General features: G+C 54.8%; 24 protein-coding genes and 1 pseudogene. 14 read left to right on the top strand and 11 right to left on the bottom strand.

The window, feature by feature from the left end; genetic code table 11:
• Window positions 1-81: 81 nt before the first annotated feature.
• A complete protein-coding gene (locus tag C8J36_RS19925) occupies window positions 82-594 on the bottom strand; it encodes a toxin-activating lysine-acyltransferase (RefSeq protein WP_245506650.1) in 513 nt (170 codons plus the stop codon).
• 499 nt (window positions 595-1093) lie between these two features.
• Between C8J36_RS19925 and C8J36_RS19920 the strand changes: the two genes are divergently transcribed.
• Window positions 1094-1405 (top strand): hypothetical protein, encoded by a 312-nt coding sequence (locus tag C8J36_RS19920; RefSeq protein WP_132537097.1) that lies wholly within the window; start codon window positions 1094-1096, stop codon window positions 1403-1405.
• On the top strand, window positions 1402-3408 hold the full coding sequence (locus tag C8J36_RS19915; protein WP_132537096.1) for a S9 family peptidase: 2007 nt from the start codon (window positions 1402-1404) through the stop codon (window positions 3406-3408). Before C8J36_RS19920 ends, C8J36_RS19915 begins: the two co-directional genes overlap by 4 nt.
• A gap of 102 nt (window positions 3409-3510) precedes the next feature.
• Here the strand turns inward: C8J36_RS19915 and C8J36_RS19910 are convergent, their stop codons facing one another.
• Both C8J36_RS19910 and C8J36_RS19905 read right to left on the bottom strand, forming a co-directional pair.
• Complete coding sequence (locus C8J36_RS19910; RefSeq protein WP_132537216.1) at window positions 3511-4251, bottom strand: carbon-nitrogen hydrolase family protein; 741 nt, start codon at window positions 4249-4251, stop codon at window positions 3511-3513.
• The gene (locus C8J36_RS19905; RefSeq protein ID WP_132537095.1) at window positions 4248-4988 is read right to left on the bottom strand and encodes a hypothetical protein; all 741 of its coding nucleotides are present in this window, start codon (window positions 4986-4988) and stop codon (window positions 4248-4250) included. Before C8J36_RS19905 ends, C8J36_RS19910 begins: the two co-directional genes overlap by 4 nt.
• A 178-nt stretch (window positions 4989-5166) precedes the next feature.
• Here C8J36_RS19905 and C8J36_RS19900 point away from each other — a divergent pair, with 178 nt between their 5' ends.
• Window positions 5167-5751 carry a recombinase family protein gene (locus C8J36_RS19900; RefSeq protein ID WP_132537094.1) on the top strand — a complete coding sequence of 195 codons (585 nt, stop codon included), beginning with the start codon at window positions 5167-5169 and terminating at the stop codon, window positions 5749-5751.
• A gap of 49 nt (window positions 5752-5800) precedes the next feature.
• Window positions 5801-6055: a hypothetical protein gene (locus C8J36_RS19895; protein ID WP_132537093.1), complete on the top strand. Its 255-nt coding sequence runs from the start codon at window positions 5801-5803 to the stop codon at window positions 6053-6055.
• A 56-nt stretch (window positions 6056-6111) separates the two neighbouring features.
• On the opposite strand, the gene C8J36_RS19890 is transcribed toward C8J36_RS19895, so the two are convergent.
• On the bottom strand, window positions 6112-6687 hold the full coding sequence (locus tag C8J36_RS19890) for a hypothetical protein (RefSeq protein ID WP_132537092.1): 576 nt from the start codon (window positions 6685-6687) through the stop codon (window positions 6112-6114).
• 176 nt (window positions 6688-6863) lie between these two features.
• On the opposite strand from C8J36_RS19890, the gene murI reads away from it, so the two are divergent.
• The 10 genes from murI (at window position 6864) to C8J36_RS19840 (ending at window position 15209) form a co-directional block, all read left to right on the top strand.
• On the top strand, window positions 6864-7748 hold the full coding sequence (gene murI, locus C8J36_RS19885) for a glutamate racemase (protein WP_132537091.1): 885 nt from the start codon (window positions 6864-6866) through the stop codon (window positions 7746-7748).
• Window positions 7749-7864: 116 nt separating this feature from the next.
• On the top strand, window positions 7865-9118 hold the full coding sequence (locus C8J36_RS19880) for an MFS transporter (protein ID WP_132537090.1): 1254 nt from the start codon (window positions 7865-7867) through the stop codon (window positions 9116-9118).
• Between the two features lie 216 nt (window positions 9119-9334).
• Complete coding sequence (locus C8J36_RS19875; RefSeq protein ID WP_245506649.1) at window positions 9335-10102, top strand: AraC family transcriptional regulator; 768 nt, start codon at window positions 9335-9337, stop codon at window positions 10100-10102.
• A gap of 84 nt (window positions 10103-10186) precedes the next feature.
• On the top strand, window positions 10187-10849 hold the full coding sequence (locus C8J36_RS19870; RefSeq protein WP_132537214.1) for a phenylalanine--tRNA ligase beta subunit-related protein: 663 nt from the start codon (window positions 10187-10189) through the stop codon (window positions 10847-10849).
• Entirely contained in the window at window positions 10846-11457 is a 612-nt protein-coding gene (locus tag C8J36_RS19865) for a LysE family translocator (protein ID WP_132537089.1), read from the top strand. The genes C8J36_RS19870 and C8J36_RS19865 overlap by 4 nt, the downstream gene beginning before the upstream one ends.
• 96 nt (window positions 11458-11553) lie before the next feature.
• Entirely contained in the window at window positions 11554-12369 is an 816-nt protein-coding gene (locus tag C8J36_RS19860) for a helix-turn-helix domain-containing protein (protein WP_132537088.1), read from the top strand.
• Between the two features lie 80 nt (window positions 12370-12449).
• On the top strand, window positions 12450-13166 hold the full coding sequence (locus tag C8J36_RS19855) for an N-acyl homoserine lactonase family protein (protein WP_132537087.1): 717 nt from the start codon (window positions 12450-12452) through the stop codon (window positions 13164-13166).
• 162 nt (window positions 13167-13328) lie between these two features.
• The gene (locus C8J36_RS19850; RefSeq protein WP_132537086.1) at window positions 13329-13598 is read left to right on the top strand and encodes a hypothetical protein; all 270 of its coding nucleotides are present in this window, start codon (window positions 13329-13331) and stop codon (window positions 13596-13598) included.
• 117 nt (window positions 13599-13715) lie between these two features.
• The gene (locus C8J36_RS19845) at window positions 13716-14390 is read left to right on the top strand and encodes a DUF2268 domain-containing putative Zn-dependent protease (protein WP_132537085.1); all 675 of its coding nucleotides are present in this window, start codon (window positions 13716-13718) and stop codon (window positions 14388-14390) included.
• 393 nt (window positions 14391-14783) lie between these two features.
• On the top strand, window positions 14784-15209 hold the full coding sequence (locus C8J36_RS19840) for a glycoside hydrolase family 16 protein (protein WP_132537084.1): 426 nt from the start codon (window positions 14784-14786) through the stop codon (window positions 15207-15209).
• 22 nt (window positions 15210-15231) lie between these two features.
• Here the strand turns inward: C8J36_RS19840 and C8J36_RS19835 are convergent, their stop codons facing one another.
• The 7 genes and pseudogenes from C8J36_RS19835 to C8J36_RS25650 all read right to left on the bottom strand — a co-directional run.
• Window positions 15232-16134 carry a LysR substrate-binding domain-containing protein gene (locus C8J36_RS19835; protein ID WP_132537083.1) on the bottom strand — a complete coding sequence of 301 codons (903 nt, stop codon included), beginning with the start codon at window positions 16132-16134 and terminating at the stop codon, window positions 15232-15234.
• Between the two features lie 308 nt (window positions 16135-16442).
• Window positions 16443-16832, bottom strand: coding sequence for a VOC family protein (locus C8J36_RS19830; RefSeq protein WP_132537082.1), 390 nt, complete (start codon window positions 16830-16832; stop codon window positions 16443-16445).
• A gap of 74 nt (window positions 16833-16906) precedes the next feature.
• Window positions 16907-17686 carry a 4-hydroxy-tetrahydrodipicolinate reductase gene (gene dapB, locus C8J36_RS19825; RefSeq protein ID WP_132537081.1) on the bottom strand — a complete coding sequence of 260 codons (780 nt, stop codon included), beginning with the start codon at window positions 17684-17686 and terminating at the stop codon, window positions 16907-16909.
• Between the two features lie 47 nt (window positions 17687-17733).
• The gene (locus C8J36_RS19820; RefSeq protein ID WP_132537080.1) at window positions 17734-18648 is read right to left on the bottom strand and encodes a hypothetical protein; all 915 of its coding nucleotides are present in this window, start codon (window positions 18646-18648) and stop codon (window positions 17734-17736) included.
• Window positions 18649-18794: 146 nt separating this feature from the next.
• A complete protein-coding gene (locus C8J36_RS19815) occupies window positions 18795-19109 on the bottom strand; it encodes a helix-turn-helix transcriptional regulator (RefSeq protein ID WP_132537079.1) in 315 nt (104 codons plus the stop codon).
• Between the two features lie 128 nt (window positions 19110-19237).
• A complete protein-coding gene (locus C8J36_RS19810) occupies window positions 19238-19759 on the bottom strand; it encodes a DUF6118 family protein (protein ID WP_281029256.1) in 522 nt (173 codons plus the stop codon).
• A 64-nt stretch (window positions 19760-19823) separates the two neighbouring features.
• Window positions 19824-20003 (bottom strand): annotated as a pseudogene (locus C8J36_RS25650) (DUF6118 family protein); the annotation flags it as partial.
• Window positions 20004-20007: the final 4 nt, after the last annotated feature.

Here is a 20007-nt window from a genome sequence, read left to right as displayed (position 1 = left end):
TTTTGTGAACCACGACAGACGGACTGGATGCGAGGCTAGATCGACCAATGTCTCTATTTCCTGACAATGTATTTATTGTGGCTATAAATCGAACGCACTGGCATTTTTGCTCAAGGCATTTCGCCATCGGCGATAGCGGCGAACTGAACCATCTGGATTACGGTAGATCGAATGGGCGCCATCAGCAGCTGGAAACATTACGCGCTGCAAATCCCTCACAACACTCAAAGCATTGCCAAAAGGGGCAACAATATCGATAAACCAAAGATGGTGCCCTAAATTCCATTTCTCATGCTCTGGCGTATTCCCGTCTGCTAGCAATTTGAGGTGAGTCTCGTCATCAACCAGAGCCCAAGTTGCAAATGCACAGGGGTGGCGCTCTCGATCAAAATATACTTTGCAATGACCCAAAATAATTGCTGGAATGAAATTCGCCTGTAAGTCGGAGATCGACCAAGCACGATGCAACTCGGACTCGAACGCCAGTGCCGTCATGATGCCCAAGACTTCGTAGAATCGAAGAGTTGGCTCAGCAGAATTTTCTCTGTCTGACATAAATGCAGACCCTCCATGGCTCTCTTTCTGCCACTTCATATCATGATCAGGTGCTACTTATAAGAGTAATATAGCATTGACAAATAAGCCGCTGTTCAGCGAATATAGGCCTCGTGGCCCTATGCCATTTGCCAATCAACTGATTGAAAGGGTAAAGTATGCGCATGTTTGGAAGTATCGAAGAACGCCTCGGCATCGCGATTACAAGGGGTGGATCGGGCGGCGGCGGCGGTGGCGGTGGCTCGTCCCAGTCAAAATCGTACGGATACTCGGGTACGTTATCGGGAATTACGCGCGGAATGGATGGGATAAAGCAAGGCACGGATTGCCACTACAGCACACCTGTCGGTAGCTTTACGGTTTCCAAAGGTGGATGGTCCGATTGCGACAAGACCAGTCCAGCACCACGAGGCATCGGCGGCTCGTTAAGCCGATAGCCGATAAGCATACACGCTACCATTAAGTGGGTGATCCTGTGGAAGTTAAGAATAACGTTCTGGTATCTCCGAGCGCTGAGAGAGTCTTACTGAAGCACTACATGGAACGCGACCAGGATCACCCATTTGATTTGAATGTCATGCCAAAACTAATATATGTTCTGGCTTATAAAGATGGCGACGGCAATGTGATTGATGGAGAGCCTTTGGGCTATCGGCTGGTAAGAGGAGAGCCAAAATACACAAACGACAAGTATGCGTTCCCATTTGAGAATGGGAAAAAGTTTTTTATAATTGAATTTTCGGAGGACGATTATGAAAGCGACTGCCAGTACAATTTAGATTATGATGGCGCTTTATTTTCTCTATTAAAGGATAAATTTGATTATCGAACTATGAAGCAACTCACATGATAACATCAAAGAAGTTTCATTTTTTTACTATTGTAATTATATTTTTACTGTTTTTCGTACCATATCTCTATTATATTTGGGTGAGCATCGATAGCGGTGCTCGCAATTCCGCGCTGAAGGTCGATACATTGCCGGACCTGATTTCGGTTCGAGAATTTTACGCCAATACTGACGCACGGTGGGGGTATATTCCCTCCCACGATGGTTCACTTCTTGCGTGGTGGGGGGTGCAATGGGGTCGTGAGACTGTGTTCATCGGTCGTGCCGACAGAATCGACAGCACAGGGCCAGAAGTGGTCTCAACGCTTGATGGCCCCGCCGCTACAATTTTCTGGTCAGCGTTTGAGAACAAGCTTCATGTTGTCAGCGAAGGCCGACTGTGGCTGGTGGACCCGAGTTTGCCAGGTCGCGACCTTTGGATTGATGTCACACCGCGCGGATTCCTGAACTGGGACTTTCTTAAGCAGGCGCGTAGTAGCGATAAATACAACGTCGTTATGTCAAACGATCGCGATCCGGCCCTCGTTGATCTTTACTCAGTGCGCCCAGATGGGGGTGGTAAGGAACTTCTCATTCGAAATGAAGGCACGACGCAAACATGGATAGCGGCGGCAGATGGTTCGCCCGGTATACGCGTCGATAAAGCCGAGAACGGCGATCGGATTTATAAGATCCGCAGATCGCTCGACGCGCCATGGCGGGAGTTTGCTCATGCAAGTCCGTCCGAAACGCTTATCGTGTCTAGCGTTCCACCTACGGGGCTACCCGTAGAAGCGCTTAGTAATCGAGATCGTGATCTTGTGTCGCTTGTAAAAATCGACGAGCAATCCGCCGTAGAAACAGTGACACTGTCGGACCCTCATACTGATGTTGATCAATTTCTCACGTTCTCGTGGGATGCCGGGCCGGCCGACATCGCTATCATTCGAGATGGCTATCCACGCTATGTTGGCCTATCTAAAATGGGGAGCGCCCTTTTACGTTTGCTTGAGACGGAGACTGACCCGACAGATTTCAATATCTTAGGCACCTCACCGGACGGGCGGTTCGTTACCATTGCGGTGTCGAAAGACGAAACGCCATTTCAGTATTTCCTCTTCGACCTTCAGACCGAAGCTTCGACGCATATCTCGGATTCTGCTCTTAGCAAATATAGGGATCAACTAGCCAAAACGAAGCCCGTATCGTTCAGCGCGCGAGACGGCCGTATTATCCCGGCTTTCTTGACGATACCTCACGGTGTGAAGCCGGAAAGACTGCCAACCATTGTGTTGGTCCACGGTGGTCCCGCCGATAGGGATGTCTGGCAGTATGACAATCAAAAGCAATTTCTTGCCAATCGGGGATATGCGGTGCTGTCGGTCAATTTCCGAGGCTCTACCGGCTATGGTCGCGCCTTCAAAGAGGCGGGCTACGGGCAATATGGTAAAGCCATGCAAGATGACATCGTCGATGCGGCCCATTGGCTTGTATCGCAAGGCATTGCCGATTCCAACGCGATGGCAGTTATGGGCGGCAGCTACGGTGGGTATGCCGCTGCGCTAGCAATGACGCGCGACCCGGGCGTGTTCAAAGCGGCGATTGCCGAATACGGCGTGATGGATGTCAAATACCAGATGCAAAACAATCCTTTCTCTTGGGGCTTATTTCTTGACGGGATGAACCAGTATTTCGGAGACCCTGGGAAGCCCGATAGCCTTCAAGAGATGACAGACCGTTCACCGATTTCCCATGCTCAAAATGTGACCGGAGCAATCTTGCTAACAGCGGGTAAGGAAGACCGTATCGTCGGCTTTGAACAATCAGAAGAATTTGAACGTGCACTCAAATCAGCCGGTAAAGATGTCGAATCCGTTTATTTCGAGAAGGAGGGTCACGGGTATCGGCGCTGGCAGACTGAGGTAAAACGGGCACGTCTCCTTGAGGACTTTTTGGCAAAGAAGCTTGGGGGAAGGACCGGTAATTTTGATTTGGCAGAGATTGCCGCAAACTACCTCAATTAAGCTGCTGTGCGCATTCAGCGTATCAGTGCTCAACACTTGTCCATCAAACCACCGGAAAACGAACGCCAAAACCTGTCAGGAAACTATGTCATGAATTCACCCTCATGAAATGCAGGGCAGGTCGAACACCAGCCAACCAACTTCTCCCAGGTGCAACTGGGCCGCTACCCTGCCGGTAGGGTCAAGGACTGCCGTAGGTCCTAGGGACACCCGCCCATCGCGCTCACCAGTAACATCGGCCGAGGCGAGCCAGAGGCCGGTTTGCCGGCATCTGTCACCTCGCGCCTTGTTGTGCAAATCCTTGTACTCCTCCGCTGTCTTGCGTTTGAGCATGTTATTGGCAGGACACACAATCAGAGAGGCGCCAAGGGCCGCAACCTTCTCGGCCGCCTCCGGGAAGTTCGTGTCGTAGCAGATGTTAATTCCGAAACGGAGGCCATCGACCTCAAAGAGGCGGGTGTCGTTCCCAGCATCGAAACATTGCTCACCGCGAAGCAGATGCGTTTTTCGGTATCGTCCGATGAGGGTGCCTCTATGCACGACGGCGGCAGTATTGAACAATCGCCCGCTCTCAATCTCAATCAAGCCGAAGACGGTCATTGGCCCCGTTTTCGGTAGGCGTGCTAGGACAGTCTCGAATTCCCCTGAAGTAAGATCGATAGCGTGGCGTCGTGCCGATTGCTCATCGGTCAAGTACCCCTGAAGAAAGCCTTCAGGCAGACACAAGAGCGCCACACCTTCCGCTTCGGCCCGACCTACGACGATTGCCAGCCATGCTACGGCCGCGTCGATATCCTCCAGGAATTCGGGGGTCTGGGCAGCAGCAATCCTTACGGTTTTCAACTCTTTGAAATCCAAACTTGCAGCGGGGCAAGGCAGGTGATGCCGCTGTTTTGAATCCGTTCGTTGCTCAACGACCAAAACACAACTGGCACGCCAGGAAACCTTGACCCGATGACCTCAAGCGCTCCAATCCCTCCGAGGGGATCGTCGTTCACGGAAAACCAGTTCGACAGGCCGATAGAGGGTCCGGAGTGAAAACATGTAAAACCAGCTTCAATGGTGTCGTTCGGTTGCTTGAACCAGAATTCGACCCGCATATCCGCCAGCAGTGCATCCTGAAAAATACGATTTTCCTGATCCCCACCCCAAGCGGTCTCCCACCGAAGTAACTCATCGGAGGAGGCCACATTTTTCCAACTCGCTGGGAACTTGGATGAGGCTGCCGGAATGCCGCCAAACCAGCTCGCTTTTAGGACTTTTTCAAAGCCCAAATTTTCGAGTGCGAGATCGCAGAAACTATCTTTAATGCCCCATCCCTTGGGAATATCCAGAATTTTAAGACGCTCTATAAGCCGGACAACAGCCGATTGCGCGTTTGGCTCACGCGTAATTATGTTCGGATAAAATGGCGGAGACGGCTTCAGGTTGATCCACGCCGGAGGTGAAAGTTCTTCGACAGAGGCATTGGCGGCACAAACCGCGCTGCACCAAGACAGGTTGTCTGCAATCGCAACCTGAACACCGATTGCCGAATTTTTTGGAATGTTGAGAACTCTGTCGAGGGCAAGATTGATCATACAGTAATATGTGGCGATACCTAAGAACGGTCAATCGAAGACATGTGTTCATAAAACGACCGATTGTTGGACATCAATACCGAGAGGATCAAAGTGCGTCCAGGATTTGTCGTTCACGTCCAATAAATATGTCCAGTAATCTATTGACCAAAAATCGGTATTGAATCAGAATCTAGACATGCTCATCGGTTATGCACGCGTTTCAACCACAGATCAGAACCTCGACCTCCAGCGGGACGCGCTTCAACGTGCCGGTTGCCAGAAGATTTTCGAAGAGAAGAAATCTGGCAGGGCCGGCACCAAGCGGCCGGAGTTCGATGCCGCTCTTGCCTACCTGCGCGCTGAAGATGTTCTGGTCGTGTGGAAGCTTGACCGGCTGGGCCGATCGCTCGTCGAAATGATGCGCACGATCGACGGCCTTCAAAAGGGTGACATCAAGTTTCAGAGTCTGACCGAGCACTTCGATAGCGAGACTGCCCATGGCCGTTTTGCTCTTCAGATGCACGGTGCTATGGCCGAGTATTTCCTGGACCTCAATCGCGAACGCACCATGGAAGGCCTGAAAGCTGCCTTAGCACGTGGCAAGAAAGGTGGGCGGCCGCGCAAGCTGTCGGAGGCCGATCTTGAAGCCGGCAAGGCAATGCTCGTCGCCGGCACTATTCCCGTTGCACAAATCGCCAAGCGGCTGGGCCTCAGCCGGGCCGGGTTCTACAACTACTTTCCACAAGCCCGTGCAACATCCGTGGTCAAGGCGGATCCTTAATGCCGACCCGTTAACTCCTCCATAATCTCGACCAAGGCAGATCAAAGCGATGCTGAAAACTGATACCCGACAGGCGAATTGGCGTCGTGCCAATCCCGGCAAATATGATGCGCACCTTGCCGTGCAGAGAGCGGTGAAAGCTGGCGCACTGGAAAAGCAAACATGTGAGGTCTGCGGGGTCGAAGCAGTCGATGCCCATCATGATCGATACGACGAGCCTCTAACGGTACGGTGGCTATGCAGACGGCATCACACGAGGCTTCACCACTACGGGGAAGATATGTTTCCAATTACGACTCCATGAGTCGGAGGCTCGCCGGTCATGCGATCATAAAGCCGGGCAGAGCAGCTGGTCGGGCTTCAAATCTTGCTCGCCAGGTCGTTGATGTTGGCGAGATGCGCCCGTCGCCTCCCAATTGAGGCCGTGAGCAAGCCTTCAAGCGTATTGTTGTGTGCATCAACCTGCGCCTTCGAGTATCCGACATACTGGCGCAATATTTCCTCCTGACGGTCGATCTCCCGCTTGAGCGTCTCGGGGTCATTTCGCCCCTCCATGCCAATCGTGACGCGACCTGCTTGCACCTCGCCGTATGGAAGTACACTGGAGTAGGGATTGGTGCGCAGGTTGAAGAGGCCGGCATCCCCAGTGAATGCGAAACTGCGTGTGGCGCGCACACCGTCGATAGTCACCCGACCACTAAAGGTATCGCTGACCTGCACCCGTGCTTCACGGGCCTCCTTGTTCGGGTTGTCAAACTCGACCTGAAGCGGCTCGACGCGCGCCTCTGTCATCATGCTCTTCACGATCTCGGCGTCGATTTTTGTAAGATCATCTTTGCCAATATTGCGGCGCACGTGGTCGTCGATTGCACCGACTTGCGCGCGCAAATAGCCGTCAAGATCGTTGTTTCGAAATAGCGGCTTACCGATGATCAAGAGTACCTCCTATACATGATACAGGACATTATCACATATAGGAGGGGCTGCAACGGGCCGGCGACGGCGCTGTGGATTCTGGTGCAAAAGTCGCTATTCTGCGACGGTGCAAAACTCAGTTGCGAAATTGAAATTTTAATCGGGAGTTTTGCGAAAATTCTATCAGGGCCACAACGATGAATATTGGAGTTTTCGATTCTGGAAGCGGCGGACTGACGATCATGCGCGCCTTGGACGAGGCGTTTCCAGATCGGAGCCTTATTTACTTAGGGGACCATGCGAATGCTCCCTATGGGAATAGATCGCCAGATGAAATCTACGCGCTGACCTTGCGCAACCTGGAGCGGCTTTTCGGAGAGGACTGCGCACTCGTGGTCATCGCGTGCAATACCGCTGTTGCGCGGGGTCTGAGGCGGCTTCAAAGGGAATGGCTTCCCTTCTCATATCCCAATCACCGCGTGTTGGGGGTGATCGTCCCTGTCGTGGAAGACGTAACAGGAATGCAGTGGAACGCAGACCAATTGCCAGTTGCCCGCCTCGGCCATGCGCCGGATCTGAACGTGGCCGTCTTTGCGACCCATCACACGGCGGAGAGTGGAGTCTTTGCCGGGGAAATTCACAAGCGCTCGCCTCATATTGAAGTCTGGCAGCAGGCTTGTGCTCGCCTTGTTCCATTGATCGAAGAGGATGCGCCGGAGTTGGTTCTAAAGGAGTGTGTAGAGGGCTATGTTTCACTCCTGAAAAGCCGTATGTCCGGTAAGGAGCCCGATGTTTGCATTCTCGGCTGTACGCATTATCCACTGATCGAACCGCTGTTTCGGGAAATCCTCCCTCAAGGAACACGGATTCTGTCGCAACCATCCGTGACCGCCCGAAGCCTTGTCGCGTACTTGGATCGGCATCGGGAGTTTCCGGCCTCTGGCATTTGCTCGCGCACATTTCTGACGACCGGGAAGCCTGCCTTGGCTTCGCGGATCGCCTCACGCTTCTATGGTCGCGCCGTTACTTTCATTTCCGCAGAGAATATCAGAAGCGAAGAGTGGTCAGCAGCAGGAGCTTGAGTGACGCAAAAATCCTAAGACTTGTTACTTCACAGATTTTAGCCGCAAGAAACGGGTGGCCTGTGGGTCTGAAGATCAGGCCATCTGTCCTCATGTATTGAACATGAGGACAAACGATGTTGAATTCCATCCAATCTGCTCCACTACCCTCCGCATTCAAACGCATAGGCTGGTCGAATCTCTTCGCACAGTTTTCAGAGCAGATAGCGTTGGCAGCGGCTCCATTGGCGGCGGTTTTGTTGCTTAGTGCGGGGCCGGCTGAAACGGGTTGGCTGCAAATGGCGCAAACCCTTCCGTTTTTGCTGCTGTCCATTCCGGCCGGACTTGCCGTTGATCGGGCCTCGCGCAAAACATTGATGGTGGGATCGGAGGTCCTGCGCAGCTTTTCTCTTATTGTTATTGTACTGCTTTTGGCATTTGGGCTGCTGAATGTGCCGCTCCTCGCGGTCCTCGGCTTCATCGGGGCCGTCGGGACGGTTTGCTACAGCGTGGCCGCTCCTGCGATTATTCCCTCGATTGTACCCCGTACACGACTTGGCGATGCGAACCGCTGGCTAGAATTGGTGCGCAGCGCCGCTTTTGCCGCCGGCCCCGCTCTTGGCGGTGCGTTGGTCGGTTGGACCGGCGCTTCTACTGCCTATGTGCTTGCAACCGTGCTTTCCATTCTGGCCGCGCTGTATCTAGCAAGCATTCCAAAAGACAATGTGACAGCACGCCCCTTCAGCAACCCGTTACAAGACCTGAAGGCGGGAGCGTCATTCGTTGCACATCATAAATTCCTGCTTCCGATCCTGTTCACCGCGATTTTCTTTAATACCGCGTGGGTGATCCTGATGGCGGTCTTTGTTGCCTACGCCGTCCAGAACCTAGGCATGAGTGCAACCCAGGTCGGCATTGCGTTGGGAGTTGATGGTATCGGCATGATTGTAGGAGCCATGATCGTGACAATCCTCGCGCGGCTCTTTTCGGTCGGAACCATGATTGTTCTGGGGCCGCTCGGAGGATTTTGTGGGGCTTTCCTCATGTTGTTGACGCTGTGGTTTCCTTCATTCTGGCTGGTATGTATCAGTTTCTTCGTATTCGGCGTCGGGCCAATCCTTTGGAGCATCACGACGATGACACTGCGTCAGGCGGTTACGCCAAACGTCATGCTTGGTCGAGTTTCGGCGCTGATAATGACCGCCACCTATGGTTCAAGGCCGCTCGGGGCTGCGATCGGCGCTGTAGTCGCTGGCTACTTCGGCGTTGCAGCATGTCTGTTCTTGGCAACGGGAGGATTTTTGATTCAGTTTCTGATTATTCTGCTTTCGCCAGTACCGGGACTACGTGCCCTTCCGGTTGAACAAGAGACTGCCATTAGGCAAGTTTAAAGGCGGTCGTCGCAAAAATCCTAATTTTGCAACGCTGCAAAAGTCGGCTTATCATGTCGAGCAAATGTCGGGATTATTGCGACAACCCCCTGCAAATCAAAATACAGAAACCGCTCAGGCGAGCGATGAAAAAATGACGGGATGACCTGGTAAGTGCAAGGCAGCAGGGAACGTTTCTCCCACTCATTTCGGGTAAAGCCCGCCGTAGTGGACGGAGTGGATGCCGTCGAGGCCGACACGACGCTCGCCTACGGTCGCCATATGCACGATCAATTCGGGATCGGCTTGATCGACAGGGGCGCGCAAGTTTCGCTCAGCGGCCGGGGCATGGTCGAAGCAGAAGCGGGCGACATCATCACCGTCAATCCCGGCGAGGTGCATGACGGCGCACCCATCGGCGATGGCGGCCGGGCTTGGCAGATGCTGTATTTCGAGCCGCATACCGTCTCGGCCTTTTTTCACGACATGACGGAAGGACGAACAGGAGCCTTCGAACTGCCCAATCCGGTCATCCGGGATAGGGGCGTTGCGGAGCGCTACCGCTCACTTTTTGCCGCCATGACCGCAAGCTCGGTCACGGCACAAAACATGCAGGCTGAAGAGCGCCTGTTCCTCATGCTTGAGCAGCTTCTTGAGGACAACAAAACAATCAGGGAGGCACCATCCGTCCCGAAGGCGATTGCGGCGGCCATAGCGAAAATCGATGATGAGCCGGACGCGCGCTTCTCCCTGGACGATCTCGCACGACTGTGCGGAATGAGCCGCTTTCAGGTGCTGCGGGGGTTCGCCAGTGCGACCGGGTTGACGCCCCACGCCTACATGATCCAGCGCCGGCTCCAGATGACGAAAAGGATGATCGCGCGCGGGGATGATCTGGCGGAGGCTGCCGCGTCCAGCGGCTTTGCGGATCAAAGTCATATGACGCGACTGTTCGTCCGCACCTACGGCATGTCGCCGGGGTCCTATGCGGCGGCGCGGCGATAGGCTCTGCCTGCAATTTCGTTCAAGACGAAAGAGCGTCGTAGAAGCGACAATGGCTCAAAACCTCAGCGAGCCAGCCACATGTCTATAGATATTCAATATGCCGATACGATGCTGTCTGAATTCCCGGAGCTTGCAACGCGCACCCTCCATGTCGAATCCATCCATCCCGAAACCGATGGTTCTGATGCTATCGCCCGTTTTCATGCGGTTGCCGCCAGCCGGCTCTCCGCATCGTCAGAGGGCGAGTTCCCAGAGATACAGGCGTGGCGGCGTGCTTTCGCCAGGATGGGCCTGAAGCCAACACAATACAGGTGCGCCTCCGAAGCGCTGTTGCGCCGGTTTCGCAAGGAAGGCGATCTGCCGCGCCTTCATCCGCTCATCGACCTGTGCAACGCCGTTTCGCTGGCCTACGCGGTCCCGATCGCGGTCTTCGACGCAGCAACGATCGGCGGCGGGCTGGAAGTCCGGCCCGCAACCGGCGCGGAAATCTATGAGACGTTTTCCGGCGAGATAGAAAACCCGGAGCCTGGCGAAATCATTTTTGCGGATAGGAGCGGCCGAGCGCACGCCCGACGCTGGACGAACCGGCAAAGCGGGTACTCCGCCGTTCACAGCAAAACGATCGCCGCCTTCATCGTCGCAGAGGCATTGCACCCGACCGCAGCGCAAGACCTTGCAAACCTCATGGCGGAACTGAAAGCCGCCCTGCTTCAATCATGGCCGGCGTGCAAGGTGGCAGCGGCATGAGCATCGAGTTTCTGCTGACGACGTTCGTGATCGTCGCCTCTCCCGGCACAGGGGCCATCTACACGCTTGCCGCCGGCCTGTCGGGTGGCGTGCGGGCCACCCTCGTTGCTGCATTCGGCTGCACACTCGGAATAGTGCCGCATATGGTAGCCGCGATCAGCGGTCTTGCGGCTTTGCTCCACACCAGCGCAATGGCTTTCCAGATCCTCAAATGGCTCGGCGTGGCCTATCTGCTCTATATGGCATGGTCCATGTTCCGGGAGCGAGGTGTCCTGCGCATCGACGGCGCTCCAAGCGTCAAAAGCGACCGGCAGGTGATCGGTTCAGCGATCCTCATCAACCTGCTCAACCCAAAACTCTCGATTTTCTTTTTCGCGTTCCTGCCGCAGTTCGTCGCGGTTGGGGAGGCCAGCCCGATTATGCTGATGCTGAAACTCAGCCTTGTCTTCATGGCGCTGACCTTGTTCATCTTTGCGGCTTATGGCGTGTTCGCCGCTTACCTCCGCCGCCATATCGTCTCAAATCCGATCGTTCAGCGCTGGATGCGCCGCGGCTTCGCGGCGGCGTTTGGAGCGCTTGCCGCTCAACTCGCTTTTGCAACCAAATGACGGGCTAACATATCGAAACAAAATTCGGGACTTTTGCGAAAACGAGGTTTAGCAAACTTGATGAGCGAGACAAGCAGCTAGAAAAGAGGAGGTTTCATGTTCCTAATTCTTCCTCCTGCACCCAAGCTCGCCAGGCTGGTACACGCCTACTGGTTCATTGAAGACCTGCCGGGAGAATATGCAGGACACCTAACCCGAACAAGCCCCATCCCTCTGGCGGTGCTATCCGTCAACATGGGCCGTCCCAATGCAGCGGAGGATGGGGGTCTGGTCCCGAGCGTGTCTTTTCTCGGTTTGCAGTCACGAAGCCGCGCCTGGCGTTCGTGGTCAGACACCTATTTTGTCACGGCGATGCTGACGATTCCTGGGCTTGTCCGGCTGTTTCCCCATACCGGACTGGGTAGTGCCGACATGCTGCTTGATCTTGCTGCCCTCACCGGCGAGGCTCCCGCACTGACTTTGAAAAATGGCGTCGGGCTGGAACAGGAACCGAGACGGATCGCAGCCTTGCTGGATCATTGGCTGATTTCCAGGATGGGCAGCACGCGCCCTATTTCGGAGGGCCGGCAGATCGCTATGGCGCATTCAATACTGCAAGGTGGCGGAACCGTCGAAACAGCCGCAGAGACTGCCCAGGTTAGTCGCCGGCAACTCCATCGTCTTTTTATCCGACACCTTGGCATGGGGCCGAAGTCACTCGCAGATTTAGAGCGATTGCATTCCAGCGTGAAGAGCGTTCAGTCCGACAGCGGCGAGCCCGTGCATGGGTTCAGCGACCAAGCGCATCAGATAAGAAGCTGGCAACGGCGGTTGGGCGTAACGCCAGGAGCATATGCCCGTGAGGCTCGCACGCCACTGGCTGATCACTTCGGCGCGCACGGTGGCCCATCGGGGATCGCCTATTATTTGTGAGACCGATTGTCCCATTTATTCAATACTGGCAGCGCCTTTCGGCGAATATCAGATTTTCTCGAAGGGAGACCAAAATAGCCATGCGCCTTTATCTGCTTCACCTGGGCATGATGCAGCCTGGCGATGTGCCCGTTCCGGGTTACCTCGTTCAGACAACGAACGGCATTAACATCCTGATTGATACAGGCTGGCCACGGTCCTTTGTTGAAAATCCTCGTAATCCGCCGGGACTTTCAATCGAAATTAGGCCGGAGGATACGGTGGTCGCTCGCCTGGCGGCCATCGGACTCAAACCTTCCGACATTGATTATCTCGTATGCACCCACCTTGATGACGACCATTCCGGCAACCACGATCTGTTCGCCAGCGCCGAATTCGTCATCCAGCGAAAGCACTATGAACTGGCTAAAGGTGGGTATCCCCGGTTTTCGGCCAACCGAGCGGCGTGGGATCATCCGTCGCTTCGGTATCGTCTCATCGAAGGCGACATCGAGCTTGTGCCGGGTGTGGAATTGTTGGAAACCAGCGGTCATGTCCCCGGCCATCAATCTGTGCTGGTTCATCTTCCCAAGACGGGAGGCATAATGCTTGCTGCCGACGCCGTTATGCACCAGTCGATGGCGGACGCTGCGACGCGTCAAATGTTCATAACCGATATGGATGATGAACCGGCTATTAGACGAAGCACGCAGAAGGTGTCTGACATTGCGGAACGCGATGGCGTGGCATTTGTCGTCTACGGGCATGATGGTCAGCAATGGAGATCTTTACGTCATTCCCCGGCATTCTACGAATGATCTACCTGCCAATCTCCCCGCGAGGCCTCATGGCGGCCATGCCGATGCACAACTCCGGACTTCTGATGCGTTCACTGATCGGTTTGTCACATCATGGCCAAGGATGCTTGGTAGCCAAAAAGGCGCGGGACCATAATCGGACGACATTCATTGGAGGAATGCATGAAAAACTTTGCTGCCTTGCTCGCCACCGGACTGATCTTCTTCCCTCTCACCTCGTACGCGGCCAATAGCAATCCAGCACAAGGAGGCGCTGGCGGTCAAAGCGGCGGGAATGGCGGCATTGGTAGCGGCCATAACGGTGGAGACGGAACTTCAACCATGCCAGGGTGTGGTGGTGGAACCGATCCATCGCCGGACGGAAAGTTCTACATTCCAGGCACCGAGCAGGAATGCAATCCGAGTGATGATGATCGCCAGAAGCTGAAATAACTGCGACACGGGAGAAAGCGTTTGTAAGACGTGAGCATATCATCAATATCCTAATATTTGCGAAGCTGCGGCCTAAACTGTAGTTTCATGGAAATTGACGCTGCTGCGGGGAGCCTCATGGACGGTTGGACATTGCATTGGCTAAGCGCTTCGGGTGAGCTTGATGATCATCGGGCTGACATCGTAGGCAATTTCGAAGCGGCTTACCGGACGTTGTCCCTATTGCTGCCCCCGCCCCGCCTCGATATCCTCGTTCAACGGCTGACAGGGCAAACAATACCTGAAATGGGAATCGTTGGTCGTGCCTACCGTGACACGCTGTTTGCGATGACTGTCGATCCTGATAATCCCAACTTTGCGACCAGCCTTCAGGATGGGGCTTTGCATCGCCAGATCGTCCATGAAGTGCATCATTGCCTACGCATGGCTGGGCCTGATGGCTACGGTTCGACGCTCGGTGAAGCTTTGGTCAGCGAAGGGCTTGCCGGGCAATTTGTCGGCCGCCTGCTTAATACCCTTCCTGAGCCATGGGAAAGAGCTGTGCCGGCAGAACAGTTGCGAAACTCTCCGGTCGATCTGAAAGCGCTTTTTGCCATTAATTATGATCATCCCGCATGGTTCTATGGTAGCGGCTCGCATCCACGTTGGCTCGGCTATACCTTGGGGTATGAAATGGTCGGAAGCTGGCTGAAAATCGCAGGTGAGGTTGACGCCAGTATGTGGATCACGATTCCTGCTGCTACGATTGTCGAAGCCGCTGTGAAAGACGGTCTCGTTTCGCAATATCACTGACTTTTTGATGCATTGCAGAACTTGATACGTTAAACCGCAGCAGCAATAGGGGATGCCGCGCATACTGAAGCAGAACTGCTATTCAGCGATGATTTTGATGAGCCATCTCTGAATCTCCAAAACTGGTTTCCCTATTATCTCCCGCATTGGAGTTCGCAGGAGCGGACAAAGGCACGATATCAGATACAGGATAGTTATCTCCGCCTGTCTATTGAGCATGACCAGCAGCCGTGGTGTCCCGAATTTAACGGCGATGTGAAGGTATCAAATCTTCAAACCGGGCATTGGTCCGGACCGATAGGTAGCTCTCAAGGCCAGCATCGTTTCTGCCCGGCTCTGGTTGTTCGCGAAGCCTTGCCGGAAAGGAGACTTTTCCTACCCCGGTATTGCCGTTTGGAAATGCGCGCCCGCGCAAGGCTTAACCCGTGGAATCTTGCAGCCCTCTGGCTGATCGGATTTGAGGATAAACCGGAACACTCTGGCGAGATCACCGTCTTCGAAGCTTTCGGACATGGCGTAGACCGCGACGGTGTGAAGGTAGGACGCGGCATCAAAAAGATACATGACCCGCAGCTCACCAATGAACTTGACGATGGAAGACTGCCAATCACGGTGAGTGACTGGCACATTTACGGAATGAATTGGACACCCGACAGGATCGAGTTTCTTGTCGATGGAGACGTTGTAACCGTCACCCATCAGAGCCCTGCCTATCCAATGCAGCTTATGTTGAACTTCTACGATTTGCCAAGCGAGCATGACCGCCGCAACCCGATCGAGGGGGCGTTCGAAATTGACTACTTACGTGCCTGGTGTTGAATATTCTGACTTTACGCAATCCCTAGTATTCTCCGTCTATTTGTTTTCCTTCGCTTAAAGTCGTGGTTAGCCATTGCGCAAAGGCTATAGCAGCTTCGGGAAGTTCGGCGAAATTGCGAGCGACTAGCCAATAAGCCCCGTGGGAGACTGAAAGCTCGAACGGCTGGATTAGCCTTCCCGCATTCAGGTCGCGCCGCACAAAAAACTCGTCAATGAGAGCAATGCCCTCCCCTTGGAGAGCTGCCTGGAGGACGAGACCCCCATCAGCGTAGACGGTTCCCTTTTGGACAGTCGTTTGTATGCCAGCGGCGGCAAACCATCTCTGCCATAAATCGCGGCTTTCTTCATGCAGAAGGGGGAATTTCAGCAAATCAGATGGGTTGGTGGATGGTTCCGCCATCAGATGTGGCGCGACGACGGGGATCATGTTTGACGCCGCCAAGTGACGGCTCTCTACTCTGGGCCATTTGGTCTTGGAGGCGCTGTGACGAACGGCGATTACAGCTTGATCAGTTCTGAATTCTATCAGGCGGGAATCAGCGTCAAATATTATGTCGATATCTGGCTGCTCTTTTTGAAACGCCGACAGATTGCGGACGAGCCAAGCAGAGGCAAACGACGGCTCTGCGCTCACCGCGAGGGTTGAAAACCTTTTGGTTTCGCCAATGCCATCAAGCGATGTGGCGATGTCGTCGAATGCCTTGGTCAGAACGGCGAGCAACGTTTCGCCCGCGAGCGTCAGCGAGACACTGCGATGACGCCTTTCGAAAAGCGTTTCTCCTAAACGGCTCTCCAGCTCACGGACCTGACGGCTGATCGCCGCCTGTGAAATATGCAATTCTTCCGCTGCGAGCGTAAAGCTCTGTAGCCGGCCAGCAACCTCAAAACTGCGAAGAGCCGTTAATGGCAGACGCCCACGCTTCATGGATAACCTCAAGTCATGTGATCGGAACGATAAGGTCGTTTGAAAGCGGAAAACAAGTGGCGTCGAATGACGGTAAAGGAGTTGCCGTCATGCTAGGTGATATATTCGAAGTTCTCTGGGAGACCGTTCGCATCCTGACTTTCCAGCCAAGAAATGATAGTACCCATAGAGGGCTAAAATTTCGCGAAAATCAGTCGCGAAAATCAGACTTTTGCGAATGACTTTCGCGACAGAAACACCTCTGAAAATTCAACGTCAGCGATTTTGTCGCGAAAGTTAGGATTTGTGCGAAGAACGTCGATTGAAATTTAACTCGCCACAAACTCGACCTTGATCCGATCGGGGTCCTCAATAAAGAGTGCGTAGTAGTCTGATCCACCGTTCGCAAACGGGTACCTGTCATCGTAAAGGCTTGGTATGTCCTGTTCCAGGCAATACGCCCTAAGAGCATCGACGGCATCACGGTCTTTCACCTTGAAGGCGAGATGGTTGAGACCGACGCCGCTCCTATGGTAATTCTTGGAAGCGTGTCGTTCTTCCACCTGTACGAACGTCAAATACGCCTCATCGCCAATAGCCAGAGTGAAGCCACCATCCCAATGGGCTGTCTTTGCATATCCGATATTATTGAGGAGTTCTGACCAATATTTACACGATTTCTCTAAATTAGAGACATATATTTCAATATGATGAAGCATCTTTCCCTCCAAACTGATAGCAATCTCTCGAATTCGGCACAGATGATATGCACAAATTGTGCGACTGACGAATGTCAGGATTTCCGCGACAGCCCTAAAACATCTTGCATGTCATATTCACCGGGCGCGCGTCCTACGATCCAGCGCGCGGCGGCCAATGCGCCCCGCGCGAACATGCCACGATCGAGCGCCGAATGAGAAAGCGTCACGATTTCTTCAGCGGCTGCGAACATGACGCTGTGTTCCCCGACGATGCCGCCGCCCCGCAAAACCGAAAAGCCGATTTCTCCGGTAGGGCGTTCGCCTGTGATGCCGTCACGGCCCCGCTGCTCGACGGACGCGAGCGAAACGCCTCGGCCGTGTGCAGCGGCTTCGCCTAGCATCAATGCCGTTCCGGAAGGTGCGTCGATCTTCCTCCTATGATGAGCTTCCAGAACTTCTATGTCCCAATTCTCGGCCGGGAAGGTGCGCGCGACTTGGGCGACAAGCCCCACCAGCATATTCACGCCGATTGAGAAATTGCCGGAGCGCACGATTGGAATCTTGCGCGCGGCCTCGCCTATGCGGGCGACTTCCTCCGGCTCGAACCCTGTTGCCCCGATCACCAAGGCTGCCCCGCCCTTTTCCGCGCATAACCCGGCCAACTCTGCAGCGGCGCTCCCCGTCGAAAAATCTAAAATCACGTCCGCCGCCTCAATCGCGGCGGCACGATCGATCAACCCGTCGCCTATGCTACCGCTGCGCCCGATGCTGCCGACATGCAGGAAAGCTCGGTCGGTGGCGAGAAGCGAGATGACAGCACGGCCCATATGACCCCCAGCGCCAGCAACGGCAATTTTGATGGGTGACGTCAAATCATCTCCTTGTCGCGAAATTCCAGATTTTTGCGATGATCCACGCTCTAAACGGTCTCATAAAACTCAGCGATGTCGCTCATTGGGCCAATCTCGATAAAAAACGGCTCTAGCGCCGATCCGGCAGGCATCGTCCAAGCGAAACGATACTCGTTCTGATAAAGATATCGAAGGTTCTTGCTGAAAATCGGAATGAGCTGGTCCCTTCGGATCGTATACGGATCGTAATAGCTTAGCGGCCCATCGATCACTTCGCCGGAAGGAACCTTCGCTTTCACCGCATCGCGAACCCGTGAACTAAAGGCTTCCTGATCTCTGACGACGAGAACAGCTTCGGCCTCGAACTCATGAAACAGCCGGGCATCATAGCTAAGTCCACAGCACCAGACGTAAAAATCAGGGACCATCATGTACCGGAACAGCTCCTTCTTCTGAACCGGCACCTCGACTTCCTTGCCTTCCGCGTTCAAGCCGTAGAGTTTGAACATCAGGTGCTCGTTCGGTGTCACCGTGGCGTGTTCCAGCTCCTTGTCGGCCTGTGCCGAATTCAGGGAAGGATCGTCGTAAGAGCTGGCCGGCATGATCCGGAGAGCACCCCGCTCATAGGCAGCCCGAATGTGATCCCTCTTTCCAAATTTCGCATAGCAGGCCGGTGAGCCGGTGAACGGCGACTTGAGCCGAGGCGGAACGTATCCAGCGGCCGACGCATCACGGAGAGCTTGCTCGCTGAAGTCACGAGCGTCTTCTCCGCCTCTTCCCATCTGCTCGAGCTCCGTATGAAGTAGCAGTCGAAGGAGGCCCTGACGCGATTCAGAACTCCTGGGTGGCGTGACGTTTCCAGCGGCATCGGTGGACCAGAGATTGGCCGCGAGATCGTCAAATCGCCGCTTGAGAACCACGTCATGCACTTCGCGCAGATAGCGCGTCCGCTCATATTCGTAGCGCCAGGTTTCAGGTTCCATGACCTACACCTCTCTGTTCTCAACTCGATCGCGCGCCGGTCGGCGCAAAGCATTCTCTTAAGCGAAACGGCGCGATCTCAGGAAACCTTCTCGCGCAGCCACGATGCCATCACCGCATCGAGGCACATCCTCCGCCATTACCGCCATTACGACGCCATGCTGAATTTCAGCTCGATCCGATCGGCTGTCGTGTGAAGCACCCGCGCTAGTTCCGCTTTGGCCGAACTCAGCACCTCGTCCACGGTCATGCCCATGGAGACGCCGCCTTCGCCCTCTTCCAGAAACTTCTGCGGCACCCCTAGAGCCGTTGCCAGAGCAACCATATTGGCGGGGCGCGGGTAGGTTTGATCAGATTCCCAATTATAAATACACGTTTGGGACGTTCCCACGGCATTTGCCAGATCGGTCTGCGACCAATCCCGTGATTGCCGCGATACGCGGACTCTAGCACCGAAACTCATAGCATTTCCTCCCGAAACCGTCGTTTAGAAAACACCAAATACCCTCAAAAGTGATAAAATACAACATTTTTGTGGTCAGCCTAGAACAGAGGACGTATGGCACGATCCAGACTAATGGAGAACCCGCATCAAGGTGTCGGCTGCTGCTCCGACGCTGCCACGGTGATCGAGCATTTCTGATCCTTGCCGGTCTTGCCTGCTGCCTCCTGGCATGCCGCCACCACGGCCCTGTTCGCCTGAATGAGTTGGTCGGCGGCCGCCACCCGATCCCAGGAGGCCAGACTGTCGAACTTCATGAGGCTCATACCGGCCTGCCATGGCGGCTCCGCCATGATGACGCTGGCGACACGCGGAGCGACGGGGCCTGGCAACATTGCCGGCAGAAACAGGATCGCGAGAATGCCGGCGGCAAAGCCGGTCAGGCCGGAAACCCCAAGCCACCGGTTTTGCGTCCGCCGTTCACGGGCGCTCGCGATCTGTCCGGTCATTTCGCGCGCGACACGCTGGAAATCACGGCTCTCGTTCTGGGACTGCTGCGCGGCCGTCCTCACCAGGCTCTCGCCGCCACGCTCCAGCACGCGGGCATGGTGCTCGGGACCGTTCTTGAGGATCGGCGACGCCTCGACGGCCTTCAGCCGCTCCCCGACCACGGGCCAAGCCCTGGACGAGGCGGCCGAGATCGGCACTGTAGTCGGTGGGCTCCCCGAACGCCTCGAACCGATCGAACGCCGCCTCCACGCCTTTGCGGATCGTCGTCATTTCGCGGGAAAGATCACCGGCGAGGTCTTCGACCGTCTCGCGCAGCGCCTCGAACGCGGCAGCCGGATCGCCGGCCTCCTCATCAGGGCTGTCGATGGCTTCTGGCGCGAATGGCTCCCTGTCGTCGTCCGTCATATCT

Origin of the sequence: Rhizobium sp. PP-F2F-G48 (assembly GCF_004342335.1) — a bacterium.
Taxonomy (GTDB): domain Bacteria; phylum Pseudomonadota; class Alphaproteobacteria; order Rhizobiales; family Rhizobiaceae; genus Ferranicluibacter.
Note: the sequence above shows the minus strand (reverse complement) of the source record. Positions and strands in the feature narration are given on the sequence as shown.

Bases quoted from the DNA above. Each gene is read 5' to 3' on its own strand.
- C8J36_RS19925 (WP_245506650.1), bottom strand. From the start codon at position 594: ATGAAGTGGCAGAAAGAGAGCCATGGAGGGTCTGCATTTATGTCAGAC.
- C8J36_RS19920 (WP_132537097.1), top strand. From the start codon at position 1,094: ATGGAACGCGACCAGGATCACCCATTTGATTTGAATGTCATGCCAAAA.
- C8J36_RS19915 (WP_132537096.1), top strand. From the start codon at position 1,402: ATGATAACATCAAAGAAGTTTCATTTTTTTACTATTGTAATTATATTT.
- C8J36_RS19905 (WP_132537095.1), bottom strand. From the start codon at position 4,988: ATGATCAATCTTGCCCTCGACAGAGTTCTCAACATTCCAAAAAATTCG.
- C8J36_RS19900 (WP_132537094.1), top strand. From the start codon at position 5,167: ATGCTCATCGGTTATGCACGCGTTTCAACCACAGATCAGAACCTCGAC.
- C8J36_RS19895 (WP_132537093.1), top strand. From the start codon at position 5,801: ATGCTGAAAACTGATACCCGACAGGCGAATTGGCGTCGTGCCAATCCC.
- murI (WP_132537091.1), top strand. From the start codon at position 6,864: ATGAATATTGGAGTTTTCGATTCTGGAAGCGGCGGACTGACGATCATG.
- C8J36_RS19880 (WP_132537090.1), top strand. From the start codon at position 7,865: ATGTTGAATTCCATCCAATCTGCTCCACTACCCTCCGCATTCAAACGC.
- C8J36_RS19865 (WP_132537089.1), top strand. From the start codon at position 10,846: ATGAGCATCGAGTTTCTGCTGACGACGTTCGTGATCGTCGCCTCTCCC.
- C8J36_RS19860 (WP_132537088.1), top strand. From the start codon at position 11,554: ATGTTCCTAATTCTTCCTCCTGCACCCAAGCTCGCCAGGCTGGTACAC.
- C8J36_RS19855 (WP_132537087.1), top strand. From the start codon at position 12,450: ATGCGCCTTTATCTGCTTCACCTGGGCATGATGCAGCCTGGCGATGTG.
- C8J36_RS19850 (WP_132537086.1), top strand. From the start codon at position 13,329: ATGAAAAACTTTGCTGCCTTGCTCGCCACCGGACTGATCTTCTTCCCT.
- C8J36_RS19845 (WP_132537085.1), top strand. From the start codon at position 13,716: ATGGACGGTTGGACATTGCATTGGCTAAGCGCTTCGGGTGAGCTTGAT.
- C8J36_RS19835 (WP_132537083.1), bottom strand. From the start codon at position 16,134: ATGAAGCGTGGGCGTCTGCCATTAACGGCTCTTCGCAGTTTTGAGGTT.
- C8J36_RS19830 (WP_132537082.1), bottom strand. From the start codon at position 16,832: ATGCTTCATCATATTGAAATATATGTCTCTAATTTAGAGAAATCGTGT.
- C8J36_RS19820 (WP_132537080.1), bottom strand. From the start codon at position 18,648: ATGGAACCTGAAACCTGGCGCTACGAATATGAGCGGACGCGCTATCTG.
- C8J36_RS19815 (WP_132537079.1), bottom strand. From the start codon at position 19,109: ATGAGTTTCGGTGCTAGAGTCCGCGTATCGCGGCAATCACGGGATTGG.